Source organism: Enterobacter cloacae complex sp. P14RS (genome assembly GCF_014895895.1).
In the GTDB taxonomy this organism is placed as follows: domain Bacteria; phylum Pseudomonadota; class Gammaproteobacteria; order Enterobacterales; family Enterobacteriaceae; genus Enterobacter; species Enterobacter bugandensis.
The window spans coordinates 205,726-228,288 of sequence record NZ_JADBQM010000006.1; the positions used below are offsets into that span (position 1 = coordinate 205,726).

Genomic DNA, 22,563 nt, shown 5'->3' on the forward strand with positions numbered 1-22,563 from the left:
GACGACTGATGATTAATTACCTGGAGCAGCCTTTGCAACTGGCGGACCATCAATATGCAGTGATTGACCGTATGCGGGTGCCAGAACTGCCGGAAAGCTGGCCGCTTATCGAACTGGTTTCGCCGATGCTGGCACCACAAGCCCATCTTTACCCGTGGCTGATACCGTTGCATGAGCTTCCATCTGTTGAGTGGAAGACGTTGATGGCTGACCTTTCGCGATGCGCAGATCCAACTTCACCGCCGACGAGTGTCCTTTTACTGTCCAGCCCACGCCCAACAAATATTGTACGTAATCTGCTGGTGAATGCGCTGTTTTTAAAGGATACAAACCAACAGGGACATATCCTGCGTTATTACGATCCACGAGTGTTGTTTCATCTGCACTGGATGTTGAGCCCATGGCAATTGTTTAACCATCTACCCGCCCAGGAAATACCGTACTGGACATTCTGGCTGGAGGGAGAGTGGCACACACTGGCTTTCCCGGCTCGAGTTTCTTGCCAGCCCGGAGACCAAACAGAAATTCCGCTGGCGCAATTACAGCGTTGTGGGCAGATAAACCTTGCCCTGGAAAAATTGCCACCCAATCTCGATATGGCGCAGCGCCAGCAAAGTTGTCGAAAAATAGATGCATTGCTTGTGCAGGCAATGACATGTGGACTGCCCACTCAGGAAGATCGTATTGCATTTGCGCTGCATGGATTAGTGCAGCCAGAAGGTTTCTGGATGGCTCCGAAGATGGCTGCATTCCTGGCACTGTCCCAACAGGCTCCTGACTATTATCGTGATGTAACCAGTAACTGGGATGAAAATCTCTGGCAGGAGATGACCCAAATGCAGCCCTATAATAATGCATGGAACAATTAATATGAGTACACAAAAAGGCTGTAAATTCTGTATTCGCTATGGGTTGCCAATTTTACCCGTTCGCCCGGCGGTTGTGGCAAAGGATGATGCATTACCTCTTTTGCCAGGTAGCGTCACCCTACCTGCAGTAGCAAAGGGCGAAACTGCATGGACGGGACGCTTGCTGCGTGAGGGCTATTTATACATCTGGTCTGAGTCAGGTAACCGCTGGATAAATTATTTTGTCACTTGCGAAGGATATTATTACCCTCTGCCTGAAAATGGAGATGTGCCTCCTGATATTGCAAATGGCAAGTCTAAGCCATGCGTTACTCAGCCAGAAGAACTGGCGAGTGCATCACTGATAACGCTACCGGTAAAGCCCTTAGGTATGAAAAACGGCGTGTTCTGGTTCTGCTGGTCCGAAGTGGAATGGACACCTGCGGTTCGCACAAAGCATGAAGATGTGTCATATCGCATCCAGTATATGCAACGTTTTGACATGGATGCCTGGATTAATAGCGGCAAGGCTGACCAGACTATTGCAATGTCAGCGCTGACAGAAACAGTGGCGGAATACAGTAAATCAGGAGAAAGCTGCAGTGCCAGAATATGGTCCCGCGCCCCCTGGAAAGCGGCCACGACATTTGAAGCCCGTTTAATCAAAAAATCGGCGGACAAGCTTTACCCAAATAAAGGCGCAATGATAGTGCTGCAGGATCCACCTGCAGTGTTGCAGGATCTCTCCGCCCTTATAGACTATGAGCTGCAAAAAAATATCTATAAAAATGCGAAATATCAACGGGAGCTTGCTCTGGCTTCTGCAATTACTGGTTTGAAAGAATCGATGAATCGCCAGTTTGAGCGGGACTCTATAGAGAAGAGTGAGAGCGAAGAGCGTGTGGCGCTTTATGGTCCCTTTGGCTACGCCGGGAATAGCGATGTTCCGGATAATATGTACACTTCGATCGGCGACAAAAAAATGAAGTCTGAAGCAGCCAGGAAGTGGGCGAAGTATGAACAATACTATGAACCATCAAAAGTAGCTGACTTTCAGAAGAAATTTAATAAAATTTTACTGCAGTACAACGACAGTGTCGTAAGTCCACGCACCGAAATGTATCTTGAGTGGATAAAGGGCAGCGTATTGCTCGAATATTTTAAGCATAATTTTGATACCCAGGAATTGAAAAGCGGTATTGAATATGTCCAGACGCTGAATTACTGCATTGCCGGGATGCAGGACAAAGTGGGGGTCATTCGTCATTTTAATGATTTGTTGTCAGGGACACCTACAGATATAACAAATATTCTGGCTCGTGCTTTAACATTAAATCAGGATGTTCTGGCTGAAAAGTTAGCTAAAGCTACTGAAGGATTTTCGGACTGGTTTGCCATTCCCTGGAATGGGATCGCCGATGTCTTTAAAGATGGTATCGAAAAAATGCGTGATAATGCTGCCGGTGTGGCAGGAATATTCATTGGGTTACTTTCAGGTATATTAACAAAACAGATCGCACAGGCATTAGAATCAAACAAAGTCTACGGCTGTTTAGTTGCGATGGGTGCAATAACAAATAAAGCACTGGTTCCTTTAGAAAAAACAGGGAAATATAAAGAGTTTGTTTCTGAAGTGGTCATGCAACTGGCTAAGGAAAGCGGACTGGACAGCAGAGCAAATAAAGACAGCTTACGACATTATGTTAGACGGGAGTTGAGACGACTCAGAATCGACGGGTTGCCAATGGAAGTTGAGGAAACAAAAAAATTTCTGGTCATGGTTGATATTGACAAAGTACACGAGATGGCATCGCTGCCACCCAAAGAGCGTGCTATTGCATTGAGTAAATTACTTCGAACCTCGGCAGATGTTGAAGCTCAGCAATTTAGCCGCTGGCAGGGGGCTGTCCAGCGTGGAGTCACAAAAGCCGGACAGGCTATGCCATTTACATTGGGGGTATGTTCCGGGATTCTTCAGGTTGCAGCACTTTTTATTTCTGCTGATATTCACAATAAAAAAACGCTCACTGCCGATCAGGAAGAAGCGCATTCCCGATTTTGGGCGGGCGTATTAGGTCTTGGAAGCACGACATTAGGCATTATCGAGACCGGTATTAAACAATTTCGGTTATTTGCAAATGCTGCGTCGAGATTACGAGTTTTCAACTCTGAAACCTTTCGTAGATGGGTGTTTGGCTACCTGGGGAAAGCGTTAGGCGTGGTGGCAGGAGTGATTGCTGTGGGATATGACTTATACCATGCCCTTAACGAATTTAATAAGGGACATACAGGCCTGGCTATTGCTTACGGTCTTTCCGCAGCGGCTGGTGTCTGGTTAGCTGTGGCAGTAGTTGCCGCTATACCTGTCGTAGGAACGTTTATTGCAGTTGTGTTTTTAATTGGTACAGCAATTTATCTGGCATTTCAGAATCGCGATAACATTCAAAAATGGCTGGTGCAATGCTTATGGCGAAGAATACCTGTTGATATAGATGATCCGAAGGTGGAACAAGAAAAATATAAGATGATAGAGGCTGCCGAACTGCCTATATGGCCAACCATGAAAATGGAAATGGATGAGCTTAAGTTAGCCCTGGGAGTGGAGGGGTAAATGGATTATTACGGTCTTTTTCCTAAGTTTAAATTAAACCGATCTCTTAATGATGAAGAGAGAGAGCATCAGCTAAAACAACACCAGACAACTGAACTGGATGGGCAATCTTTAGTTCCTGATATGAAAGTGATAACACTAAATTCTCACTATCTGGAGTTGATTGACAAATATTACTCAGCAAAAGGATTTCTTAGTTTAATCGCTGCATTTGCTTTTATGGGATTTTCATTGCTCTATATTACCGTGATAATTAAGAGTGTTCCCTATATTGATTGGAAATTCTCGACGAGTGAAAAAATGTTTCTGTCGATGAGTTTGATTTGTATTCCAACCATAATAATGACATTCAAAGTCCTTAAAACTGAATGGTTTGCCTGGACACATTACCCCATTCGCTTTGACAGAAAGAACAGACTGGTGCACGTATTCCGGTTAAATGGTTCAGCCTACAGCGTTCCCTGGGATAGCGTTTTTTTCACCACAGGACTGAGCCACAGAAAAGATGCGAACAAAGACTACTACATCAGCGGTCATGTGCTGGCGGATGATAATGAAACCGTGATTGACACCTTCTGTCTGCCGGCCACGCATTCGGACAGGAAACAGCTTGAAAGGCACTGGGAGTTTGTCAGGCGTTACATGGAGGAAGGGCCTGAGTCCGTCGTTGGGGTTGTTGACTTTTGCCTGCCCATCACAAAAAAACGCGAAGGCTATCGCTTTGGTCTGCTCTATCTTTTATCCGGCTTTAACGGCGCACCGTTATTTCTGTTTCCGCTCCTTTTTGTGCTGGCCTTTATTTTCAGCGTTCCGCGCTATCTGGCGATGGTGACAAGCAGGGTGCCTGTCTGGCCGGAGAGTATTGAGTCACTGTGCCGGTTTGATAAAGATGACCCTTATCTTGTCGATGCTTCTGGTAATCCTGAGCATCCGTGGCGGAATCTTTTCAGGAAACCATCAGCAAATAACAGGGAATAAAAATGAAAGGTATCATTCGTATCGGTGATAAAACTACCGGGGGCGGTCAGGTTATGGATGGCTCAAAGAAAATGAAATTTGCCGGTATTGGTGTGGCGCGTAAAGGCGATCCTGTCAGTTGCCCGATATTAGGCCACAGCCCTTCTTTTATCGCTGAAGGGCATCCAACTATGAAAGATAATGGCGTACCAGTTGCGTTTCACGGATATAAATGTACCTGTGGATGCACACTGATTACTTCTTTAAGTAATGCGACTACGAGTAAATAATGCCCGTTGATCTTACCTGTATTCCAGCCCGTGCAAAACGACAATCTGCACCTTCTTTTAAGCGCTGGGTGATACTCCTGTTTGTACTTATTGTTGCCGGAGCGGGGATCACAGCCTATTTCTGGCCTACCAGTTCGCCCACTAATACGGCTATGTTCTGGTTTTGTTTTTTTGGAATCCCCTCGACCATCGGTGGGGTTGCATTTGCGTTTCGCTGGCTGATTTATCTTGCCGGAGAATGGTTGGCAGATGGCTGGGATGCGGCCAGGGAGTGGGATCTTGCTCAGGATATTCGGTGCGGTCAGCGTAATCTCGGTATGTTAGGTTACGTAGTTCATCTGCCGCATGTCATTTCGTCTGCATCCATTTCTCAACAGATGCAGATACCTGAAGGTATTACATTGCCTACAAAGGTGGACGAGACTGGCGAGTTGCTTATTCACCACGCCAGTTTTAGCGATATGGGATTGCCTGTACTGGTGAGAGTAAAAGCACGGATAAACTCCTTGCTAAGGGAGACTGCGCTACAAAATGCGTTTCAACGTATACCCCAAAATTCTCCCCTTGCTGTATTATTTCAGTTCAGCCCGGATATATCTTTTTCACGCGAAGAGCTCGCCGCGATACAGCAATTAGTGCAAAACAGCATTGGTTTCCCTTTCAATATTACTTTTATCAGCGGGGAAGGATTACAGACGATTGATGTGTGGCTTGATAGACCAGATGTGATGCAGACGCTGCTTGTTATTACTCTGAATCTTACGGAAAAAATCATAGATGGTACCGGGGAAGCGGCGGCAGCACTTTTGATGAGTTCACCTGAAAGACCCGAGGTAAACCGGAACGTTGTGGCTCAGGTCCATAGACCTGAAAAGATGAAGACTACGCAGGATATGAGTAGCGCGCTTATGCAGTCATTACACTGGGGAGAGTCTGCTCCAGAAGAGATAAAACACATCTGGTTAACGGGCACGGGTGTCAGCAATAAAGCAACAGCCTTGCTCTCAACCTCTGGTGTTCGATTTCCTGTTGCCGGACAACCATGTGATATTGATTTAAAAACAGGACTGACGAGGAATGTTTCACCCTGGCTTGCGATAGCTGTTGCCGCTGACCAGGCTGGACAGTCTGAATCATCACAGCTTGTTATGTACGTTCCGGACGAAAGTAAATATCCCTGGTTTATGATTGTTTGCCCTGTAGCGAAATAACTCACCAGCATTATCCATTGTCTGTGAACCGATGAGTTTACTTTCGGTTCCAGTTTTCCCACGACTGATAAAACTGCCATCAGCTTTTTGATCGGAGTGCACTGAAGTGACGCGTCTTTTGGCAATATTTAAAAATACAACGTTCCAGCTATGGCTGATTCTTTTGTTTCTTTTTGTAGTGGGAACGACAGTTTTCTGGTTACTTGAATTCTCTCCCGAAACGCTGGGAGTGACGGACGGCTCTGTACAGCAAGGATATTGGCTTTTTACTTGTGCGTTGCTGACTGGCGGTTTGGTGTTATTTATTATTCTATTTTTTATTGTCACTCGCCTGTTCGGTGAGAAAAACTATAAAGCTATTAAGGCTGCTTCAACCGGAAAAGAAGTAATGGCTCAGGTTGAAAAGAAAAAGGATAATACATACTGGAATGAGTATTTAACTCTCAGAACCTCCCTCCGCCGTAGATATACCTTCTTCTGGCACCATAAAATCCGTCTCTTGCTAATCTCTGGTGATGATGCCGCGATCGAACAGCTTATTCCAGGCCTGCAACAGCAGCAGTGGCTTGAAGGCAACCGTACCGTGCTGATTTACGGCGGAAGTCTGACCTCTGAGCCTGACCGAGAGAAATACACCGCGCTACGTAAACTGCGCCGCGGACGCCCGCTGGACGGTATTGTACGCGTATTGCCCCAGTCGCTTAATCTGACTCCACAAATCAGCGATAACGATTTACGCGGGCTTGAAAAAATCAGCGAACTGCTGCGCTATTCCGCGCCGGTTTGGTTATGGCAACTGTGCGACAGTAAATGGTCGCAGGCTAAACGCACTGAACAGCCGGTCGGGGCCAGTTTCCCGATCCGTGCCAGAGCCGACGACATTACCCGACAGCTTGAAATGATGCTGCCCGAACTACGGGCGCAGGGCGTGAACCAGATACTGGAGAATAACAACCACGATTTCCTGCTGCGTCTTGGCCAGCATTTCAAAGACGGCGGTATCCCCCGCTGGGCTCAGCAACTGCTGCCATGGCTCTCCGACGCTCAGCAGCGCGTTCCGCTGCGCGGCCTGATGTTCAGCCTGCCGGAGAATAAATCTGCTGATACGTCAGGGGGAAAAGCCGACGCTGAGAAATATGTTCCAGAGTCACAACGCCATGCCCTGACTCTGCCGGTGACATGGCAGGGGATCGTTGACGACTGCACCCGTATCCGCGGCCGCCGGGTCGGTATGGCATGGGAACAGACGCTCGCCTGGACGCTGGCGGCCATCATTGGTCTCTGGGGGGCGGGGCTGTTGGTCTCGTTTATGCTGAACTATGGACAAATTACCTCAGTAGCAGGAAAAGCCCGCAATCTGGTTGAACATCCTTCGGTATCCGACTATCAGCTGACGGCGCTGCATGCACTGCGAAACGACGCCGGGCGCATGTTGCACAATATTCAGGAAGGCACGCCCTGGTATCAGCGCTTCGGTCTTGACCATAATCAGCAACTGCTAAACGCGATGCTGCCCTGGTACGGCGTGGCGAACAACCGCCTTATACGCGAACCGGCGAACGCCGCCCTAGTGCAAAAGCTCACAGCGCTGGTCAGTTCAGCGCCAAACAGCGACCAGCGGGCGCAGCTGGCGAAACCGGGTTATGACCAGCTGAAAGCCTGGCTGATGATGGTTCGTCCGGATAAAGCCGACGGTGCATTTTACGCGCAAGCGATGAAAACCGTGCAGCCGACGCGTATGGGCATCTCAACCGGGCTATGGCAGAGTCTGTCGCCGGATTTATGGGCTTTCTACATTAACGAATTGCCAAAGCAGCCACAGTGGAAAATCACCCCGGACGCGCAGCTGGTCAGCCAGAGCCGTCAGGTGCTGTTGCAGCAAATTGGCCACCGCAATGCAGAAAGTACCCTGTATGAGAACATGCTCAAATCCGTACGCCGTAATTTCGCCGATGTGTCTCTGGAGGACATGACCAGCGGTACCGATGCCCGTCGGCTGTTCACCACCGAAGAAGTGGTGCCGGGTATGTTTACCCGACAGGCCTGGGAAGGCGGTATCCAGCAGGCCATTGAGAAGGCGGCAACCTCGCGCAAGGATGAAATTGACTGGGTATTGAGCGATTCCCGCAAAGCCGTATCGGCGGATCTCTCCCCGGAAGCGCTCAAAGCGCGCCTGACAGAGCGTTACTTTACTGACTTTGCCGGCAGCTGGCTGAACTTCCTCAACAGCCTGCGATTAAATCCAACAAACAATATTGCCGATGTCACCGACCAACTGACGCTGATGAGCGATGTCCGCCAGTCGCCGCTGATTGCCCTGATGAATACCGTCGCCTGGCAGGGGCAGACCGGCCAGAAAAGCGAAGGCCTCTCAGACTCAATCATCAAATCGGCTAAAGACCTCGTAGGCGGGAAAGACAAACCTGCGATTGACCAGTCAGCGTCAGGCCCACAGGGACCTCTGGATGAAACCTTCGGCCCGCTGCTTCAGCTTCTGGGTAAAAACAACGGCAGTAACGTCATGTCGGCTGACAACTCTCTGAGCCTGCAGACCTATCTGACCCGTATCACCCGCGTGCGCCTGCGCCTGCAGCAGGTGGCCAGCGCCTCAGACCCGCAGGAGATGATGCAGACCCTGGCGCAAACCGTATTCCAGGGCAAAAGTGTGGATCTGACCGACACCCAGCAGTACGGCAGCCTCATTTCGGCAAGCCTTGGCGAAGAGTGGAGCGGTTTTGGCAGCACGATGTTTGTGCAGCCTTTGACCCAGGCCTGGGAGACCGTGCTTCAGCCGTCGGCAGCAAGTCTGAATGACAAATGGAGTCGCTCAGTTGTGGCTAACTGGCATACGGCATTTGACGGGCGCTTCCCGTTCGCCGCGAGCAAGAGCGATGCCTCTTTGCCCATGCTGGCCGAATTTATACGTAAGGACAGCGGGCGTATTGAACGCTTCCTGACGACGGAACTCAGCGGTGTGCTGCATAAAGAGGGCAGTCAGTGGGTACCGGATAAGGTTAACAGCCAGGGGCTGAACTTTAACCCAACGTTCCTGCGGGCGATTAATCAACTGAGCGAGCTGTCAGACATTCTGTTTACCGATGGCAGTCAGGGCATTAGCTTCGAGCTGCAGGCGCGCCCGGCACCGCAGGTAGTGGAAACTCAGTTGACCATTGATGGTCAAAAGCTGCACTACTTTAACCAGATGGCCGACTGGCAGTCCTTCCGCTGGCCGGGAGACACATACAAACCAGGAACAATGCTGACCTGGACCTCGGTCAACGCCGGAGCTCGTCTGTTTGGGGATTACAGCGGGACCTGGGGCTTTATTCGCTGGCTGGATCAGGGCAAGCGGCAGCAGCTTGACCGCAGCCAGTGGATGGTAAGTTTCACCGCCCCGGATGGTCGTACTCTGCAATGGGTACTGCGTTCACAGCTGGGCAGCGGGCCGCTGGCATTACTGGCACTGCACGGCTTCACGCTGCCGGATCAGATCTTCAGCGTTGACAGCGCGGCCACGGCTCAGGCGCTGATGGCCAACACGGAAAATAGTGACATGGATGGAATCGAATAATGAGCACTCTTCAGAATCTGGTTGCCGCCTGTCAGGCGGACGAAATTGAACTACGACAGCAGGCGCAGGTACGAACAGAAAGCTGGCGGCCCTGGCTTGTCCCTGTCAGCGACACCAATCCTACAGGGGAAGATCCGGGTTATGACGATGATTTCCAGCGTATCAGAGAGGAGGTGAATAAACTCTCCGGCATCGATACCGGGCTGATTTGTACGCTTGCCGAAAAATTGTTGACCACCACCGCCAAAGATATCCGGATTGCCACCTATTACTGCTGGGCGCGTCTGCACCAGGACGGGGAAATCGGCTTTGCCGAAGGGCTTGAACTGCTGGCAGGATTGCTGCAGCGCTACGGAGTGCAGCTTCATCCGCAGCGGGAGCGAAGCCGTAAACCGGCGCTGGAGTGGCTCGCAGGCTCTCGTCTGCTCGACAGCCTCTCCCTCTGGCCGGAAGTAGTGCGCAGCGATGCTCAGCGCACTGCCGGTGCGCTGTTGCTCATCCGCGACAGTCTGGAGACAGAGCCGGAAACGTCACGGCCAGAACTGAATGCGCTGTTCAGCGCGCTGGAATCCCGCCTGATGAAGGCTGGTGGCGTAGATGCTTTGGTTCCTCAGAACGCCAGTGACTCGTCTCAGCCACAGATCTTATCGCACGTGACAGAATATGATGCGCCCGTCCTGAGCCGCATTTCGTCCGGTCAGGATTTACTGGCCCAGGCCCGGACCCTGACGGGTTATCTGCGTGAGCAGCCCGATGGATGGCTTGCCGCACACCGGCTGATGAAAAGCCTACGTCATGACACGCTGAGCGCTATCCCGGCTCCTGATGCAGAAGGGAAAACGCGCATCGAACCACCGCGGGCTGACCAGCGGGCCATGCTCAAACGTCTGTACCTGCAGCAGAGCTGGCTGGAGATACTGGAGCACGCGGACAGCACTTTCTCCCGTGGCGCCAACCACCTCTGGCTGGATTTGCAGTGGTATATCCACCAGGCCCTGATGAAATTGGGGCAGGATGTACTGGCTGATATCATCGCCGCTGACCTGAAAGGATTGCTACGCCGCCTCACTGGGCTTGAAACGCTGGCCTTTAATGACGGTACGCCGTTTGCTGATGAGGTCACGCTGAACTGGATAAATCAGAGCGTGCTGGACGATATGTCCGGCTGGCGTGATGAGCGAGTCAGTACTGCCGGTGAGACGGACAACGATATTCTGACCCTCGAGCAGGAAGCGCTTGAGAAGGCGGACACGGATGGCCTGGATGCCACACTTCACTGGCTGCAGACTCTCCCGGGCAACGACTCCACGAAAGACAAATGGCTGCTGCGCCTGCTAATGGCCCGCGTGGCGGAACAAAAGGGTAAGAACGAACTGGCTCTGCATCTGCTGGGGGAACTCGATGGCGCTGCACAGTCCATCACCCTCACGCAGTGGACCCCAGCGCTGCTATTTGAAGTCAAATCGCGCCGTCTCAGACTGCTGCGCATGAAAGCCACCCGCAGCGAAACCGATAAATCTCGGCTTCAGCCCGAGATGGATCAGCTTCTGGCCGGTCTGATTGCGCTTGACCCGGCAGGCAGTGCGGTGCTTTGCGGGTAACCAGGACTGAATTCAGCGAAAAGGAAAAACGTATGCCAACAAAAGGCTTTTAACTGGTGCAGGGTGACAAAACAACCTGCGGCGGGAGAATTATCACGGGCGCAGAAGATCACACTCTGTTTGGTAAACCTGTTGCCCGGGAACAGGACGGCGTAACCTGCGGTAAATTTGTAGGAATTTACAAGGTAGCCGGTGACATCGATAACGATATCATTCACGGCAGACGAATGGCCGGGACTCTCGACAGCTACAGTTCATGCCCCTGTAAGGCAAAGTTTATTCCGTCGATGATGAATGATACGTACGAGAAGAGTTCGGCTGGTACAATTTCAACTGCAGGAGGAGCTGGAAAGACATCGTTTCTGGCTGGCTCACGGGCTGATACGATATTTGCTCCTGGCATTGATAGTAGCCAGTCTGGTCAAAATGACCTTGCGGGAGTGTGTATTGCAGAACCGAATGAACTGAGTGATGGCGTTTTCCTCTGGACAGAAACCCAAGGTGCAGGCAGCGGTAATGAAACTGCCGGGGCAATAGGCAAAGGAAGTGGGCTCACAGGAAAAAGGCTCGAGCGGTTATGCCCCCACAACATTCAGCCAATCCCAGGGAATTGAGAATGATTAAGCGTCTACTGCTAGCTTTTGTGCCTGTAGTTTTGTTTTTACTGGTCAGTACAACAATTCTTTCCCTTTCACTCATGGATATCAAATACACTTTTGAAACCGTGTTAATTGGAACAAGTCTGGATTATTTGGTTGACGAAACCTACTCCATGGTTTGGCTGTTTTATGGTTCTTCGAATATTGCTTTTGTTGTTATTTATATTATCTCTCTTATGGTGTTTAAGCGAGTAAGCAAGAAATATTAGTCGATATTATATCAATAAGTTGCAGGCTGTCATGGCTTCCCTTTATTCCTAACACTGTTAAACATTCAATCATATTGGTTATCTATGGACGACTTAACCCTGCGTTACTACGACGCTGAAATGCGCTACTTGCTGGAAGCCGGCGAAGAATTTGCCCGCGCTCACCCCGAGCAGGCAGCAATGCTCAACCTCGATAAAGCTGGCGCGCGCGACCCGTACGTGGAACGCCTTTTTGAGGGCTTTGCCTTCCTGATGGGGCGATTGCGTGAAAAGCTTGATGACGACCTGCCTGAACTGACAGAAGGGCTGGTCAGCCTGCTCTGGCCGCATTACCTGCGCACCATACCGTCGATGTCGGTGGTGGAGTTCACCCCTGACTGGCGTGAGATGAAAGAGCAGATGCGCATCGTCAAAGGCTTTGAAGTGAACTCAAGGCCGATCGGTGAGAAAGGTACGCGCTGTCGGTATACCACAACCAAAGAGATTACTCTCCAGCCGTTGTCGCTTGAGCACGTCCGCCTGTCGACTGACCCTGACGGGCGTTCGGTTATTAGCCTGCGGTTTAACTGCAGCCATCTCGCCGACTGGAGCCGTATCGATCTCAGCCAGCTCCCGTTCTACTTCAACGCAGACGCACCACTAGCCTGCGCAATGCATGAAGCCTTTACCATGAATACGGCGCGCCTGTGGTTGCGGATGCCGGGTGATATAGACAGAAGACCGCTTGACGGCTATTTCGCCGTGCTGGGATTTGACGATGATGACGACCTTTGGCCGAAGGGGAGCAGTAGTTTTAGCGGCTATCAGCTGCTGCTGGAGTACTTCACCTTCCGTGAGAAATTCATGTTTACCGGCCTGCGTGGGCTGGAGACCGTAGTCTTTCCGGCTGAACTCCCCTGGTTTGAAATCGACGTGGTGCTGGCAGAACGCTGGGAGCATGATTTCAGCTTTACCGAAAAGCATCTGCGCCTGAACTGTGTGCCGGTGATCAACCTGTTCCCGCTGGAATCTGACCCGCTGACGCTCAACTCACTGCAGACCGAATACATGCTGCGACCGATGCGGGTGCAGGACGGCCATACTGAGATTTACTCTGTGGACTCGGTAATGTCATCCAGCCAGCATACCTACGTGCCATTCTCGAGCTTCCGTCACAAAGGCGGCATGATGCGTCATGAAGCCCCGGAATATTATTATCACACTCGTGTGCGGCGCGGCCCGTCAGGCCTGTACAACACCTGGCTTATTCTGGGCGGTGAAGCATTCGATAACCACACGGTACCAGAAGATGAAAGCCTGTCCCTGACGCTCACGGGCACAAACGGCCAGCTCCCGCGGCGAGCGCTCCAGAGCACCGTGCTCGATACGGTGATGAAAACGACTTCAGCCAGTATTGCCGTCCGTAACCTGTGTGCGCCGACGCTGCCCTGTTATCCCCCGGCGCAGGATCGCTTTCACTGGCGTGTGCTGAGTCATCTTGGCAGCGGCTTCCTGTCGATGATGGACAATGCCGACGTGCTGCGCGGCACGCTGGCGCTGTACGAGTGGACTGACAGCGAGATGAACCGCCGTCGTCTGGAGGCGATTATCGACGTGAAGCACAGTGAAACGGAACGCTTTGAGCAGGGGTACCTGGTGCGCGGGGTGCAGATTGAGGTGACGCTGGACAGCTACGGCTTTGCCGGGCGTGGCGACATCTGTCTCTTCGGCGAGATGCTAAGCCGCTTCTTCGCGCTCTACACCGATATCTATCTGTTTAACCGCCTGATTATCATTCTGCAACCGACCGGAGAACGCCTGGAATGGCAAGAGAAGCACAACCGCCGTATTCCCGGCTGAGCCCACGGCTGGAGGCGGATCTTCACCGCATTAACTTTTACCGTTTCTGTCAACTGCTGGAGAAGCGCAATCCAGGTAAGCCGTTGATGGGCTCGACCAGTCATCCCGCAGATGACCCGGTACGTTTTGCACCGCACTCGGGGATGGGATTCCCATCCAGTGAGCTAAAGGCTGTCGAGTATGCCGAGGATGATGACAGCAGACCACCGCTCATCCGCACAACCTTTATGGGGATGTACGGTGTCGACTCACCTCTGCCGACGGCCTATCTCGATGATATCACTCAGCGTCGTGAAGGGTATGAAGCGCTGCAGGGTTTTCTGGATATCTTCAGCCATCGCATCCTGACGCAGTTTTACCGCATCTGGCGCAAATACTCCTATCCCGCAACGTTTGAGCCGGGGGGAACGGACAGCATTTCACAGTCGCTGCTGGGGCTGGTAGGACTGGGCATACCGGGAACCGCAAACCACATTGCCACCCCGGTGTCCCGCTTTCTGGCGTTACTCGGGGTTCTGCAGCAGCCGGGCAAAACCCAGGAGGGGATGCAGGCCCTGGTGACACTGCTGGCCCCGGATACTCTCGTGAAGGTCAGTCCATACTGCCTTCGACCGGTGGAGGTCAGTCAGCAACTGGGCTTCTACGGTGATGACGATTTTCAACTGGACGGCAATACCCCGCTGGGTGACGAAGCAATGGATGCCAGCAGCCAGTTGCTGGTTGCGCTCGCGACGGAAAACGAACAGGAGGCGCAGGGCTGGAAGCCGGACGGCCAGCTGTATCAGGATTTCCTGGTCATGCTCCGGGTGTACCTGGGCTGGCGGTTCAAGGCCAGAATTACATTGACCACTTCAGTCCGGCTGCTGGCCGTTCCGCCGCTGGGCGAAAGCCCTTTCTGGCTGGGAATGAACGGTGTGCTGGGAGTAGAGGGTGATACTCTTTCGGATGAAATACCCGAGACCTTTACGACAGAACTGGGTGATTACCGCGGGCTGGAACCTGCGAAACCGCAACAAGGAAATCGACGTGTTACCTACAAGTTTAATTAAGACCATGCGCTGGCTTATACCTTTTATGGCGATTAGCCTGACAGGCTGCGGCGTGGCGCAGAGCGTCACCGACGGGACCAAATCGGCGTTTAATTCTGTGTTCTATAAAAAGATTAAAATACTGCATCTGGATTTCACTGCACGTGAGGCGCTGAACATTGATGCCCGAGAAAGTAATCCGCTTTCTGAACCAGTCGTGGTGCGGGTTTACCAGCTTAAAGATCGAAAAATCTTTGATAAGACGGTTTATATGCAACTGCTTCAGGATGATAGCAGCATTCTGAAAGACGATATGCTAGCGAGCCGTGATGTCGTGGTAAAACCAGGCGGTGATGCAAGCCTTGATATGCCGATGGAAGAAGCTGCGCAGTTTGTGGCTGTGGTGGGGCTGTTCCGCCATCCGGATGAGGTCAACAGCACCTGGAAGCAGGTTATTAAACGCAGCGACCTGGATCCGGATAAACCGCGTACTCTGGAAGCTGGCGAGAATCATCTGACGCTGCAACCGCTTAAGGACAACTGATGCCCCACGGACATAACACGCCTTCACTGTATGAAATGCTAACCGGAAATTTTTCCGGTGGCCTCAACCTCAACCAGGTGAGTGAAGAAAATCAGGTCATCCTCTCAGTGTTGGATAATATGCAGCGCGTTCTCAACTGTCGCGCCGGCACGCTCGCGCATCTCCCTGACTTTGGCTTGCCCGATATGACGAAAATCCTTCAGGGTATGCCAGGGACGGCCCATGAACTTATGAGCACGCTGTCGACTGTCTTGCTCAAATATGAACCTCGACTGAAGAAGATAGATGTTGTTCTGCTGGACCAAAAAGTTCCAGGCGAACTGCGCTATGCCATTGACGCTGAACTCAAGGGGATTGGCCTGGTGCGTTATGGCACTGAGTTTATGCCCGAAGGACGGGTTCTGTTGAGGCACCTCAGGCAACAGCAGTACCTCGATACCACAGCCCGTATTTAAGGCCAGGAAACACTATGTCAGTAAAATCACAATTCATAAAAAAACTGCAGGCCAGTCAACCTTCACCCGTTCCTCCAGTCAGTAAAACTCAGGCAGATATTGCAGCGTTTCGCCTGCGAATGGAGCAACTTCAGCAGCAGATGGATGAGTGGCTCACAGGTACCGGACTGAATGTGAGCACTGTCTCTGCTTCCGTTTCGGACCTGCTGGTGGAGGGAGGGGCTTTTGAGATTTCCGGTATTGTTCTTCGTTATGACAGTCGGGCGGTAAAGTTTATGCCGATCTTTCTGTATGGACAGGGCGTCGCCGGTTGTGTCGAGGTGACTTTCTGTTCCGGAGAAAATGTTATTTCTCAAGGGCGGCTCTTTATGCGGGTAGGGGGGGGAAGTGACTGGATCTTCACTCCCCCTGATACACCATCCCGGTCAGGACAATTATTTGATGAAGGTATTTTTTTCGGTCTGATTTTAGCGCTGTTGCCATAGCGATAACATTATTTCATCAACTGACGAAATCAACTGACACGAATATGCAGGCCCTCCAGAATGACTATAGATATAACGTTAAAAACCGGCGGCGACCCGCGCACGCTTCCGGATTATGCCGCCCTTCGCGATGAAATGAGTAAATTAAGCCATCCCGCTCGACCGGACGTGAACTGGGTATACGTTGAAAAACGCTGCCTTTCATTATTCGAGCGAAACGGTGTTGAGTTGCAGACTGCAGCCTGGTACACCCTCGCCCGTACGCAGCAGTCTGGAGTCGCTGGCCTGAATGAGGGGCTGGCGATCTTGGAGGCTCTGATTAGCCACCAGTGGGAGGTTTTCTGGCCGCATTCGCAACACGTGCGAATGGAAATCCTTAGCAGCCTGAGCCAGCGCCTGCAGCAACTCATGCGTATGCTCACTTTGGATGACAGCAATCTGAGTGAGCTATACAACGCTGAAGCGTTGCTTTCCAGGCTGGGGGCGGTGCTCCAGACCCTTGAGCTTAAACACCTTAGCCAGTTCGAGACATTACGAACGGTGATACATTCTAATGCGGCAAGACTGGAAAAAAATCATGGAATAACAGATTCGCATGAGATGAAGCCCGACAGGGAAGCGCCTTTGGAAAAGGATGAACCGATCCAGGCGGTGAAAAGGGTATATGTTGTCCAGCAGAAAAATGAGCCGAACGGTGAGGAACCTGTAATGCCCTCCCGGATTGCCGGGCAGTGGAAGCCCTTTGTCGCCGGGATGTGTTCTATGCTGGTGGTCTGCGTCGCCGTAGCGTGGGGTGGGGGCTTTCTCTCCAGACCCGATCCCTTAACGACTCAGGCCATTGCCTCGCTGGCGCCGTTACCTGAAGTGCTTACACCTGTTCAGCAAGACGCGTTAACGCAGCGAGGAACGTTACCGTCTACGTTTATCTCAGATACGCAGCAGCAGCTTGCACGGCTGGATAAACTGTCTCCTGACTGGAATATTTCCTACAGCCTACAGCTGTTAAAGCAGCTCCAGACATTACGGCCCGAAGAGGCTAAAGCGCTGATAGTACAGTGGCAAAAAAAGTTTAACGCGACGGCGTTGCCTGTAGACGCAATGAACAGCTGGTATCAGGGGATGATGACGCTTCAGCAACTGAGTGATCGGCTGAGTAGTCTGGATGAGCAAAAAGGAAAATATATAACCGTGAGTGAGCTTAAATCCGTGGTTTTTTCGACTATGCAGTCATTTAACCATGCGATACCCGCTGAAGAGCAGCTCAGGCGCCTGTCGCAGTATCCTGCAGGAAGTGCGCTCCCTGAAGCAGAAAAGACCCAACTTGAGCTTCACCTAAAGCAACTGGCAACGCGTTATGCTCAAATAAAGCAGGATGCTTTTGTTCAATGAGTTTTTGCAGCGAACAGACTAATTTGGGTTAAAAACAGAGGAAGATAAAAGTGTCCCCTGCAGACATCACATAAAGCGTCTAAGTGCAGGGGATTTAAGAGGAAATGCAGAATAGGAAAATATTATGCCCGCAATTATGCCCACAAAGCGTGGTCATGATGCTTTTTTGAGGTCGGGAATGAAGCTGAGCTTCCAGGCTTGATAATCACCATAAAGCCATTTTGATGCGCGGCCATATTTGATAGGAGGTGGGAAGTCGCCTTTCTGGATGTGCTTGTAGAAGTAGCGATCTGAAAATCCAGAATCCTCCATTATGAATTTCATGTCAATTAGTGAGTCGTCTCGTAATTCTCTCATTCGTCTCTCTCCGCTTTCAGTGCCTCGAAATCATAGTCAACGTTTAGCTTTCTAATCGTATCGACTGCATCTTTTAGGCTTACCTTTGGTGGCTGAAGATTCCTTTCATATTTGATGCCATGTATTGCGAGGGCTGCCATCACTTTTTCGAGCTGAACAACTACCCCATGCTCACTGTAAAATTCTGTAGGAAGTCTAACGACAACATCTTCTTTCATGTGTCCACCATGTTTGAGCTAATGTTATATCTTAAGAAATGCACAGGCCTCATCGAGTGTGAGGCTGTGTGATTCCATATTTACTCCCATAACTTGAATCGCTTATGGAATTCTTTCCTTGTTACGCAATATTCAAGATAACTTTCGTTGAATTTAATCATCGGAAAGTCAGCAAACAGGACGCGGGAGAGTCCAACCCCTGTAACGATGAACTTTGAATTATCGCCATCAATATTCTGTGACTCGTAAATGCAGCCGCCTTCGATTTTGATTTCTTCGCTGTCTGACATTATTTATCTCCAATAAAAAACCGCCATTGCGGCGGTCTAGTCTATGCGGATGCCAGCTACTTCACCGGCTGCAATCTTGTCGTAAAGCTCATACCAGGCATAGCCAATGAGCCGTCCATCACTCATTTTCTCTCCATATTCAAATCTGCCAACAGTTGGGTCTGCACGAGCAAGTGAAAGAACGCCGATTTCTCTCTTCTTGTCTGCTTCGGATCTAATAGGAGTGATTGACCAATGCTTTGTCATGAGTACGCTTTCGACTGGAACATGATGTTGCTCGTTGGTCTTATAGGTATGAAGGATTGTGTACTCACCAGAATAAAGAATTTTACCTAGCAACTTCTCTTGTCCTTCACTTGGGAATTGTTTGCAGATGCATTGCACGTCTGCTCCAACAGGAGGCACACCTTCTCCATCCCAGTCTGGCTTGCTGGCTGCAAGTGCTGCTTCGTATTGATCGCGGGTGACGAAGCAGTCGAGGTTTTCATCTTTTCCTTGCTTCCTGTGGTTCTCGGCTATTTCACTTATCCGAGCAAAACTATTAGCTTTTCCATAGCCACATCCACGCCAACACCAAACCTCCCCGTCATAGTCTTGGGACATTTTGATTACACCATCAGGCCAACCGCCAAGCTTAGGTAGATCCAGCACCAAAATATCAATCAGTTTCACATCCATCTCCTTAAGCTAATTTCTTATACACGCGAGGCTCATCAACAGTAGCCGCGCGCAGTTCGTGTTCTGCGTGAGAACTGTAATCACCGGAGTCCCACTCGATGCGATACCATGTCGGCCTGTTCTCCTGCTCCGTAACGCCATCAACCACTCCTTTGATATCGCCTGACTTGTGCTTCACGATTGCACCCACAGCAAATTTAGCCATATTTGCGCCTCTGACATGTGAATGAGTGAAGAGATTGCCGCCCATGCAATAAGAGCCATGATGACGGCTGCCACTGGATTGAGTTGCATACGGACTCCGGATAAAGAAAAACCCGCTAGGTGCGGGTTTGTTATGCGTCGAATGGGTTAGGCATTACTGCTTATCCCTTTTCATTTTGGCGATCGGATTGTTCCACGCGTCAATATCCTCCTGGATAAGTTTTACTTTCCCTTTGCATAGTTCGCATTTTGTCAGCAACCCAAAGCACTCAGGGCACTTAACAAATGGTCCATACTCTCTCTTCCATGAAAGCACGCGAGCATTGATGATTATCTTGTTTAGGCTCTCCATCACTCCTCCTGCTGCGGTGCTGCTGGATATGGACGTCGCACCCCGCACTTATAGCACTCTTCATACTCTGGCTTTAATCGTGAACACGGAACATGGTGAACCCATTCATGCTGACACCCACCTGGCATAACAACCGTATAAGGTCTTTCTTCGTCAGGTTTGTTCTGGCGAAGTAGCTTATCTCGCTCAACCCACTTAGACACTTCAGGGTCGCACTTAGGGCAGTACGTTGAGGACCGAGGAGGATAGGTCAAGAGTTGCTTATACGGATGTGTAAGTCTCCTGGTATCCGGGTGCCTCTGGCAGAACCCATGCTCGCCACCATCCGGAATCACCGGAGAGTTGCCAGCCTCAGCCAATCCTGCCTTCTTGCCAGCCTGATAACACTCACGCTGCGTCAGTGCATACCCTGGATAATCCGGCATTACTGCAGTCTCACCCTGGTCCAACGGAGCAGGGGGTGCTGCTTCAAGTTCAGCAATGTGATTCCTTTGCCAGTCGACGAAATCAGCCAGTGATTCGACGTTGTACTTTCCACAGAGTGCGTCGTGAATTGCGGCTTTGCGCTGAAATTCGTTGTCGGAACCCTGAAGCATGGCAGCGCGGCAGGCTTCCCACGCAGCCCATTGCTCCCTGGCCGGTAGGTGTGCGTACAGGTCAGGATGCCACTTGTTGCGTTCAATATTCGCCATGCAGTTTTTTTCAAATAGCTCGCGTGATTGTGCTTCATCCATCACAGATACCGTCGCTGGCGGGGCGGTGTAGACAGGCATATCACAACCCGGCGCATCAGTGAGCTCACCTTCAACGTGACCTCGTTCAAACGACGCTGAATACAGCCACGCTACAGCCTCCGCTTCGAGCGATGCCAGCGCGATACGCGCCAGCTCCAGTTCTTCTTCAAGCTCTGAGCGCGAATCAGCGAAAGCTGTTTGTGTTACTGCAAACTCCAGACTCTTAACCTTTTCGCGCGCACGTTCGCGTAACTGCTCTCTGGTGATTTCCATTACTCATCTCCCATCAGTTCGGCGTAATTGATAAATTCACCGAAGCACTGCAGTTCTGCACCAGCCATGAAATATCCCAACGCCGCGCTGCGCTCAGTATCGCTTTTGAATTCTGCCAGCGGATAGCGTTCGTAGAATTTGTTTATGAGGTGCGCCATTTTCAATTCAGGCGCTGGCGCCTCCAGCTCAGCAATCCGCTTCTCTGCTGCCTCAGCGCGTTTCTCTGCTGCGATTCGATGCTCCAAACCTTGCCCCTGGCAGATATCAATCAGGCGCTGTTTCTCCATAAGTTCTGCGTTGAGCGTGTCTTTGGCTTCCAGCTCATCCTGCAGCGCCAGATAATCAGAGTGTTTGACGTAACCACCATCAACCCACTCCATCATATCCACGCCATAGTTAGCGAAGCGCTGTACCTGGCGGCCCTGTTTGTCGATGTTGCTCATTTCTTCGCCCTCTGGTTTAACCACGCTGTCAGGAATCGATTGGTATTCATGCGGCCACCTCAAGACTTGATGAGCTTGGAGAATGCTGCTGCTGCCACACGAGGAACCTGTCCATTGCCAAGGGCTTTAATTCTGTCCACCCGATGGGCCAACCCATGAACCACTCGACCCATTCCGGGTTCAGCTGTCCATCCTGGGGTGGCATCGTTCCATCTGGTAATGGCCTCATCTTGATAACAGATACCAGGTCTGGCGCGTGGCGTAACCTCTCGCTCTGGCAATCGCTTCTGATTGTTGATTTCACTGTGGGCCACAATCCACATGCGGTCTCTGGTATGGGGCGCGCTGCAGTTGGATGCTGATAAACGGAACCATTCACAGTCATACCCCAATGCGGCAAGGTCACTGACGACCAAGGCAAGACCTTTTCCTCTGAGTCTTGGAGAATTTTCCACGCAGACGAACTGAGGTCGTACTTCACCGACAATTCGCGCCATCTCTGACCATAAACCTGATCGCTTTCCATCAATGCCGGCACCAGTTCCATTTGCGCTGATGTCCTGGCACGGAAATCCTCCAGAAACGACGTCAACAATTCCTCGCCATGGCTTTCCGTCAAAACTGCACACGTCAGACCAAATCGGGAAAGGTCGGAGAATTCCATCATTTTGTCGTTGCGCGAGAACTTGTGCGGCGTAGGCATCACGTTCAACTGCGCATATTGTTTTCCATCCGAGCAGGTGGCCGCCGAGTATTCCTCCGCCAGCGCCTGCGAAAAGAGCCAGCTCATTCATGATTCCCTCTTATTTGTTTCAGCCACGCTGTCAGGAATTTGTTATCGTTCACGCTCGGGAATGAGTTCTTCTTCAGCATTTCTTCTCGTGGGATATCGTTAATTGGTTTGAAGCGGTGTCCGGCGATAAGCTCATTGGGAGTGATGAATGGGTCGTAGTAATTTCCGATCATGATGAATTCCTCAGTCCATGCGTACATGACCAAATCGGCCGTAGTAAACACGGTCACGGTCATTGCATCTTGATGGTTGTTTAGGTCCGACTGTTTCCCAGCCAGGAGAGAAGGAGGCCATGAAGTTGTCATGCCAGAGCTTTGCTTCGTACTTCCTTGTTAGCTTCTCTATCCAGTAATCGTCCTGCGCATCCTGAATCTGCTCTGGCGTTCGTTCATCCTTTGGTAGAGTTCCGTTCTCTTTCTGTTCGAAATAAAGAGCTAATCCGGCACATACCCGGGCAATAACTTCGTCCTTCGATTCCAGTTTTTTAGGTGCACGGAAGTAACCCTTTTCATCAGGTGACATGG

General features: G+C 51.0%; 24 protein-coding genes and 1 pseudogene. 15 read left to right on the top strand and 10 right to left on the bottom strand.

Annotated elements, in window-relative coordinates; genetic code table 11:
• Positions 1 to 8 precede the first annotated feature (8 nt).
• From IM295_RS04955 to IM295_RS05025, 15 genes and pseudogenes are all read left to right on the top strand, one after another.
• Positions 9 to 869, top strand: coding sequence for a DUF4123 domain-containing protein (locus IM295_RS04955; protein WP_193066309.1), 861 nt, complete (start codon positions 9 to 11; stop codon positions 867 to 869).
• A 1-nt stretch (position 870) separates the two neighbouring features.
• The gene (locus IM295_RS04960; RefSeq protein ID WP_193066310.1) at positions 871 to 3,459 is read left to right on the top strand and encodes a T6SS effector BTH_I2691 family protein; all 2,589 of its coding nucleotides are present in this window, start codon (positions 871 to 873) and stop codon (positions 3,457 to 3,459) included.
• On the top strand, positions 3,460 to 4,437 hold the full coding sequence (locus tag IM295_RS04965) for a DUF6708 domain-containing protein (RefSeq protein WP_193066311.1): 978 nt from the start codon (positions 3,460 to 3,462) through the stop codon (positions 4,435 to 4,437).
• Between the two features lie 2 nt (positions 4,438 to 4,439).
• Complete coding sequence (locus IM295_RS04970) at positions 4,440 to 4,706, top strand: PAAR domain-containing protein (RefSeq protein ID WP_193066312.1); 267 nt, start codon at positions 4,440 to 4,442, stop codon at positions 4,704 to 4,706.
• Positions 4,706 to 5,917, top strand: coding sequence for a hypothetical protein (locus tag IM295_RS04975; RefSeq protein WP_193066313.1), 1,212 nt, complete (start codon positions 4,706 to 4,708; stop codon positions 5,915 to 5,917). Before IM295_RS04970 ends, IM295_RS04975 begins: the two co-directional genes overlap by 1 nt.
• 388 nt (positions 5,918 to 6,305) lie before the next feature.
• The gene (locus tag IM295_RS04980; RefSeq protein ID WP_370551796.1) at positions 6,306 to 9,488 is read left to right on the top strand and encodes an ImcF-related family protein; all 3,183 of its coding nucleotides are present in this window, start codon (positions 6,306 to 6,308) and stop codon (positions 9,486 to 9,488) included.
• The gene (gene tssA / locus IM295_RS04985) at positions 9,488 to 11,089 is read left to right on the top strand and encodes a type VI secretion system protein TssA (RefSeq protein WP_193066314.1); all 1,602 of its coding nucleotides are present in this window, start codon (positions 9,488 to 9,490) and stop codon (positions 11,087 to 11,089) included. The genes IM295_RS04980 and tssA overlap by 1 nt, the downstream gene beginning before the upstream one ends.
• A 53-nt stretch (positions 11,090 to 11,142) precedes the next feature.
• A pseudogene (locus tag IM295_RS04990) lies at positions 11,143 to 11,400 on the top strand (PAAR domain-containing protein); the annotation flags it as partial.
• A gap of 305 nt (positions 11,401 to 11,705) precedes the next feature.
• The gene (locus IM295_RS04995) at positions 11,706 to 11,957 is read left to right on the top strand and encodes a hypothetical protein (RefSeq protein WP_100169918.1); all 252 of its coding nucleotides are present in this window, start codon (positions 11,706 to 11,708) and stop codon (positions 11,955 to 11,957) included.
• 84 nt (positions 11,958 to 12,041) lie between these two features.
• Positions 12,042 to 13,796 carry a type VI secretion system baseplate subunit TssF gene (tssF, locus tag IM295_RS05000; protein ID WP_063437050.1) on the top strand — a complete coding sequence of 585 codons (1,755 nt, stop codon included), beginning with the start codon at positions 12,042 to 12,044 and terminating at the stop codon, positions 13,794 to 13,796.
• Entirely contained in the window at positions 13,760 to 14,845 is a 1,086-nt protein-coding gene (gene tssG / locus IM295_RS05005) for a type VI secretion system baseplate subunit TssG (protein ID WP_063943378.1), read from the top strand. The genes tssF and tssG overlap by 37 nt, the downstream gene beginning before the upstream one ends.
• Entirely contained in the window at positions 14,823 to 15,368 is a 546-nt protein-coding gene (gene tssJ, locus IM295_RS05010) for a type VI secretion system lipoprotein TssJ (protein WP_049137243.1), read from the top strand. Before tssG ends, tssJ begins: the two co-directional genes overlap by 23 nt.
• Positions 15,368 to 15,823 carry a type VI secretion system baseplate subunit TssE gene (gene tssE / locus IM295_RS05015; RefSeq protein WP_041908863.1) on the top strand — a complete coding sequence of 152 codons (456 nt, stop codon included), beginning with the start codon at positions 15,368 to 15,370 and terminating at the stop codon, positions 15,821 to 15,823. The genes tssJ and tssE overlap by 1 nt, the downstream gene beginning before the upstream one ends.
• A gap of 14 nt (positions 15,824 to 15,837) precedes the next feature.
• A complete protein-coding gene (locus IM295_RS05020) occupies positions 15,838 to 16,308 on the top strand; it encodes a hypothetical protein (protein WP_041908865.1) in 471 nt (156 codons plus the stop codon).
• A 60-nt stretch (positions 16,309 to 16,368) separates the two neighbouring features.
• A complete protein-coding gene (locus tag IM295_RS05025; protein ID WP_193066315.1) occupies positions 16,369 to 17,697 on the top strand; it encodes a VasL domain-containing protein in 1,329 nt (442 codons plus the stop codon).
• Positions 17,698 to 17,850: 153 nt separating this feature from the next.
• On the opposite strand, the gene IM295_RS05030 is transcribed toward IM295_RS05025, so the two are convergent.
• The 10 genes from IM295_RS05030 to IM295_RS05075 form a co-directional block, all read right to left on the bottom strand.
• Positions 17,851 to 18,009: a helix-turn-helix transcriptional regulator gene (locus IM295_RS05030; protein WP_370551797.1), complete on the bottom strand. Its 159-nt coding sequence runs from the start codon at positions 18,007 to 18,009 to the stop codon at positions 17,851 to 17,853.
• A gap of 41 nt (positions 18,010 to 18,050) precedes the next feature.
• On the bottom strand, positions 18,051 to 18,272 hold the full coding sequence (locus IM295_RS05035) for a hypothetical protein (protein WP_193066317.1): 222 nt from the start codon (positions 18,270 to 18,272) through the stop codon (positions 18,051 to 18,053).
• An 80-nt stretch (positions 18,273 to 18,352) separates the two neighbouring features.
• A complete protein-coding gene (locus IM295_RS05040) occupies positions 18,353 to 18,562 on the bottom strand; it encodes a hypothetical protein (RefSeq protein ID WP_193066318.1) in 210 nt (69 codons plus the stop codon).
• A 36-nt stretch (positions 18,563 to 18,598) separates the two neighbouring features.
• Complete coding sequence (locus IM295_RS05045; protein WP_193066319.1) at positions 18,599 to 19,234, bottom strand: hypothetical protein; 636 nt, start codon at positions 19,232 to 19,234, stop codon at positions 18,599 to 18,601.
• Between the two features lie 10 nt (positions 19,235 to 19,244).
• Positions 19,245 to 19,445 carry a hypothetical protein gene (locus IM295_RS05050; protein WP_059512069.1) on the bottom strand — a complete coding sequence of 67 codons (201 nt, stop codon included), beginning with the start codon at positions 19,443 to 19,445 and terminating at the stop codon, positions 19,245 to 19,247.
• A 350-nt stretch (positions 19,446 to 19,795) separates the two neighbouring features.
• Positions 19,796 to 20,803: a hypothetical protein gene (locus tag IM295_RS23015; protein ID WP_226859421.1), complete on the bottom strand. Its 1,008-nt coding sequence runs from the start codon at positions 20,801 to 20,803 to the stop codon at positions 19,796 to 19,798.
• Complete coding sequence (locus IM295_RS23020; protein WP_226859422.1) at positions 20,803 to 21,246, bottom strand: hypothetical protein; 444 nt, start codon at positions 21,244 to 21,246, stop codon at positions 20,803 to 20,805. The genes IM295_RS23015 and IM295_RS23020 overlap by 1 nt, the downstream gene beginning before the upstream one ends.
• Positions 21,247 to 21,305: 59 nt before the next feature.
• Positions 21,306 to 22,040 (bottom strand): DNA cytosine methyltransferase, encoded by a 735-nt coding sequence (locus IM295_RS05065; protein ID WP_193066320.1) that lies wholly within the window; start codon positions 22,038 to 22,040, stop codon positions 21,306 to 21,308.
• Positions 22,033 to 22,212, bottom strand: a complete 180-nt coding sequence (locus IM295_RS05070; RefSeq protein WP_193066321.1) for a DUF2737 family protein — start codon at positions 22,210 to 22,212, stop codon at positions 22,033 to 22,035. The genes IM295_RS05065 and IM295_RS05070 overlap by 8 nt, the downstream gene beginning before the upstream one ends.
• Positions 22,213 to 22,222: 10 nt before the next feature.
• Entirely contained in the window at positions 22,223 to 22,561 is a 339-nt protein-coding gene (locus tag IM295_RS05075; protein ID WP_193066322.1) for a hypothetical protein, read from the bottom strand.
• Positions 22,562 to 22,563: the final 2 nt, after the last annotated feature.

Coding starts and splice junctions, on each gene's coding strand:
- IM295_RS05035 (WP_193066317.1), bottom strand. CDS start 18,272: ATGAAAGAAGATGTTGTCGTTAGACTTCCTACAGAATTTTACAGTGAG.
- IM295_RS23020 (WP_226859422.1), bottom strand. CDS start 21,246: ATGAGCAACATCGACAAACAGGGCCGCCAGGTACAGCGCTTCGCTAAC.
- IM295_RS05030 (WP_370551797.1), bottom strand. CDS start 18,009: ATGGAGGATTCTGGATTTTCAGATCGCTACTTCTACAAGCACATCCAG.
- IM295_RS04960 (WP_193066310.1), top strand. CDS start 871: ATGAGTACACAAAAAGGCTGTAAATTCTGTATTCGCTATGGGTTGCCA.
- IM295_RS04975 (WP_193066313.1), top strand. CDS start 4,706: ATGCCCGTTGATCTTACCTGTATTCCAGCCCGTGCAAAACGACAATCT.
- IM295_RS05025 (WP_193066315.1), top strand. CDS start 16,369: ATGACTATAGATATAACGTTAAAAACCGGCGGCGACCCGCGCACGCTT.
- IM295_RS04995 (WP_100169918.1), top strand. CDS start 11,706: ATGATTAAGCGTCTACTGCTAGCTTTTGTGCCTGTAGTTTTGTTTTTA.
- IM295_RS05075 (WP_193066322.1), bottom strand. CDS start 22,561: ATGTCACCTGATGAAAAGGGTTACTTCCGTGCACCTAAAAAACTGGAA.
- IM295_RS05070 (WP_193066321.1), bottom strand. CDS start 22,212: ATGATCGGAAATTACTACGACCCATTCATCACTCCCAATGAGCTTATC.
- IM295_RS05040 (WP_193066318.1), bottom strand. CDS start 18,562: ATGTCAGACAGCGAAGAAATCAAAATCGAAGGCGGCTGCATTTACGAG.
- tssA (WP_193066314.1), top strand. CDS start 9,488: ATGAGCACTCTTCAGAATCTGGTTGCCGCCTGTCAGGCGGACGAAATT.
- IM295_RS23015 (WP_226859421.1), bottom strand. CDS start 20,803: ATGGAAATCACCAGAGAGCAGTTACGCGAACGTGCGCGCGAAAAGGTT.
- IM295_RS05020 (WP_041908865.1), top strand. CDS start 15,838: ATGTCAGTAAAATCACAATTCATAAAAAAACTGCAGGCCAGTCAACCT.
- IM295_RS04955 (WP_193066309.1), top strand. CDS start 9: ATGATTAATTACCTGGAGCAGCCTTTGCAACTGGCGGACCATCAATAT.
- tssE (WP_041908863.1), top strand. CDS start 15,368: ATGCCCCACGGACATAACACGCCTTCACTGTATGAAATGCTAACCGGA.
- tssF (WP_063437050.1), top strand. CDS start 12,042: ATGGACGACTTAACCCTGCGTTACTACGACGCTGAAATGCGCTACTTG.
- IM295_RS04980 (WP_370551796.1), top strand. CDS start 6,306: ATGGCTCAGGTTGAAAAGAAAAAGGATAATACATACTGGAATGAGTAT.
- tssG (WP_063943378.1), top strand. CDS start 13,760: ATGGCAAGAGAAGCACAACCGCCGTATTCCCGGCTGAGCCCACGGCTG.
- IM295_RS04965 (WP_193066311.1), top strand. CDS start 3,460: ATGGATTATTACGGTCTTTTTCCTAAGTTTAAATTAAACCGATCTCTT.
- IM295_RS04970 (WP_193066312.1), top strand. CDS start 4,440: ATGAAAGGTATCATTCGTATCGGTGATAAAACTACCGGGGGCGGTCAG.
- IM295_RS05065 (WP_193066320.1), bottom strand. CDS start 22,040: ATGAATGAGCTGGCTCTTTTCGCAGGCGCTGGCGGAGGAATACTCGGC.
- IM295_RS05050 (WP_059512069.1), bottom strand. CDS start 19,445: ATGGCTAAATTTGCTGTGGGTGCAATCGTGAAGCACAAGTCAGGCGAT.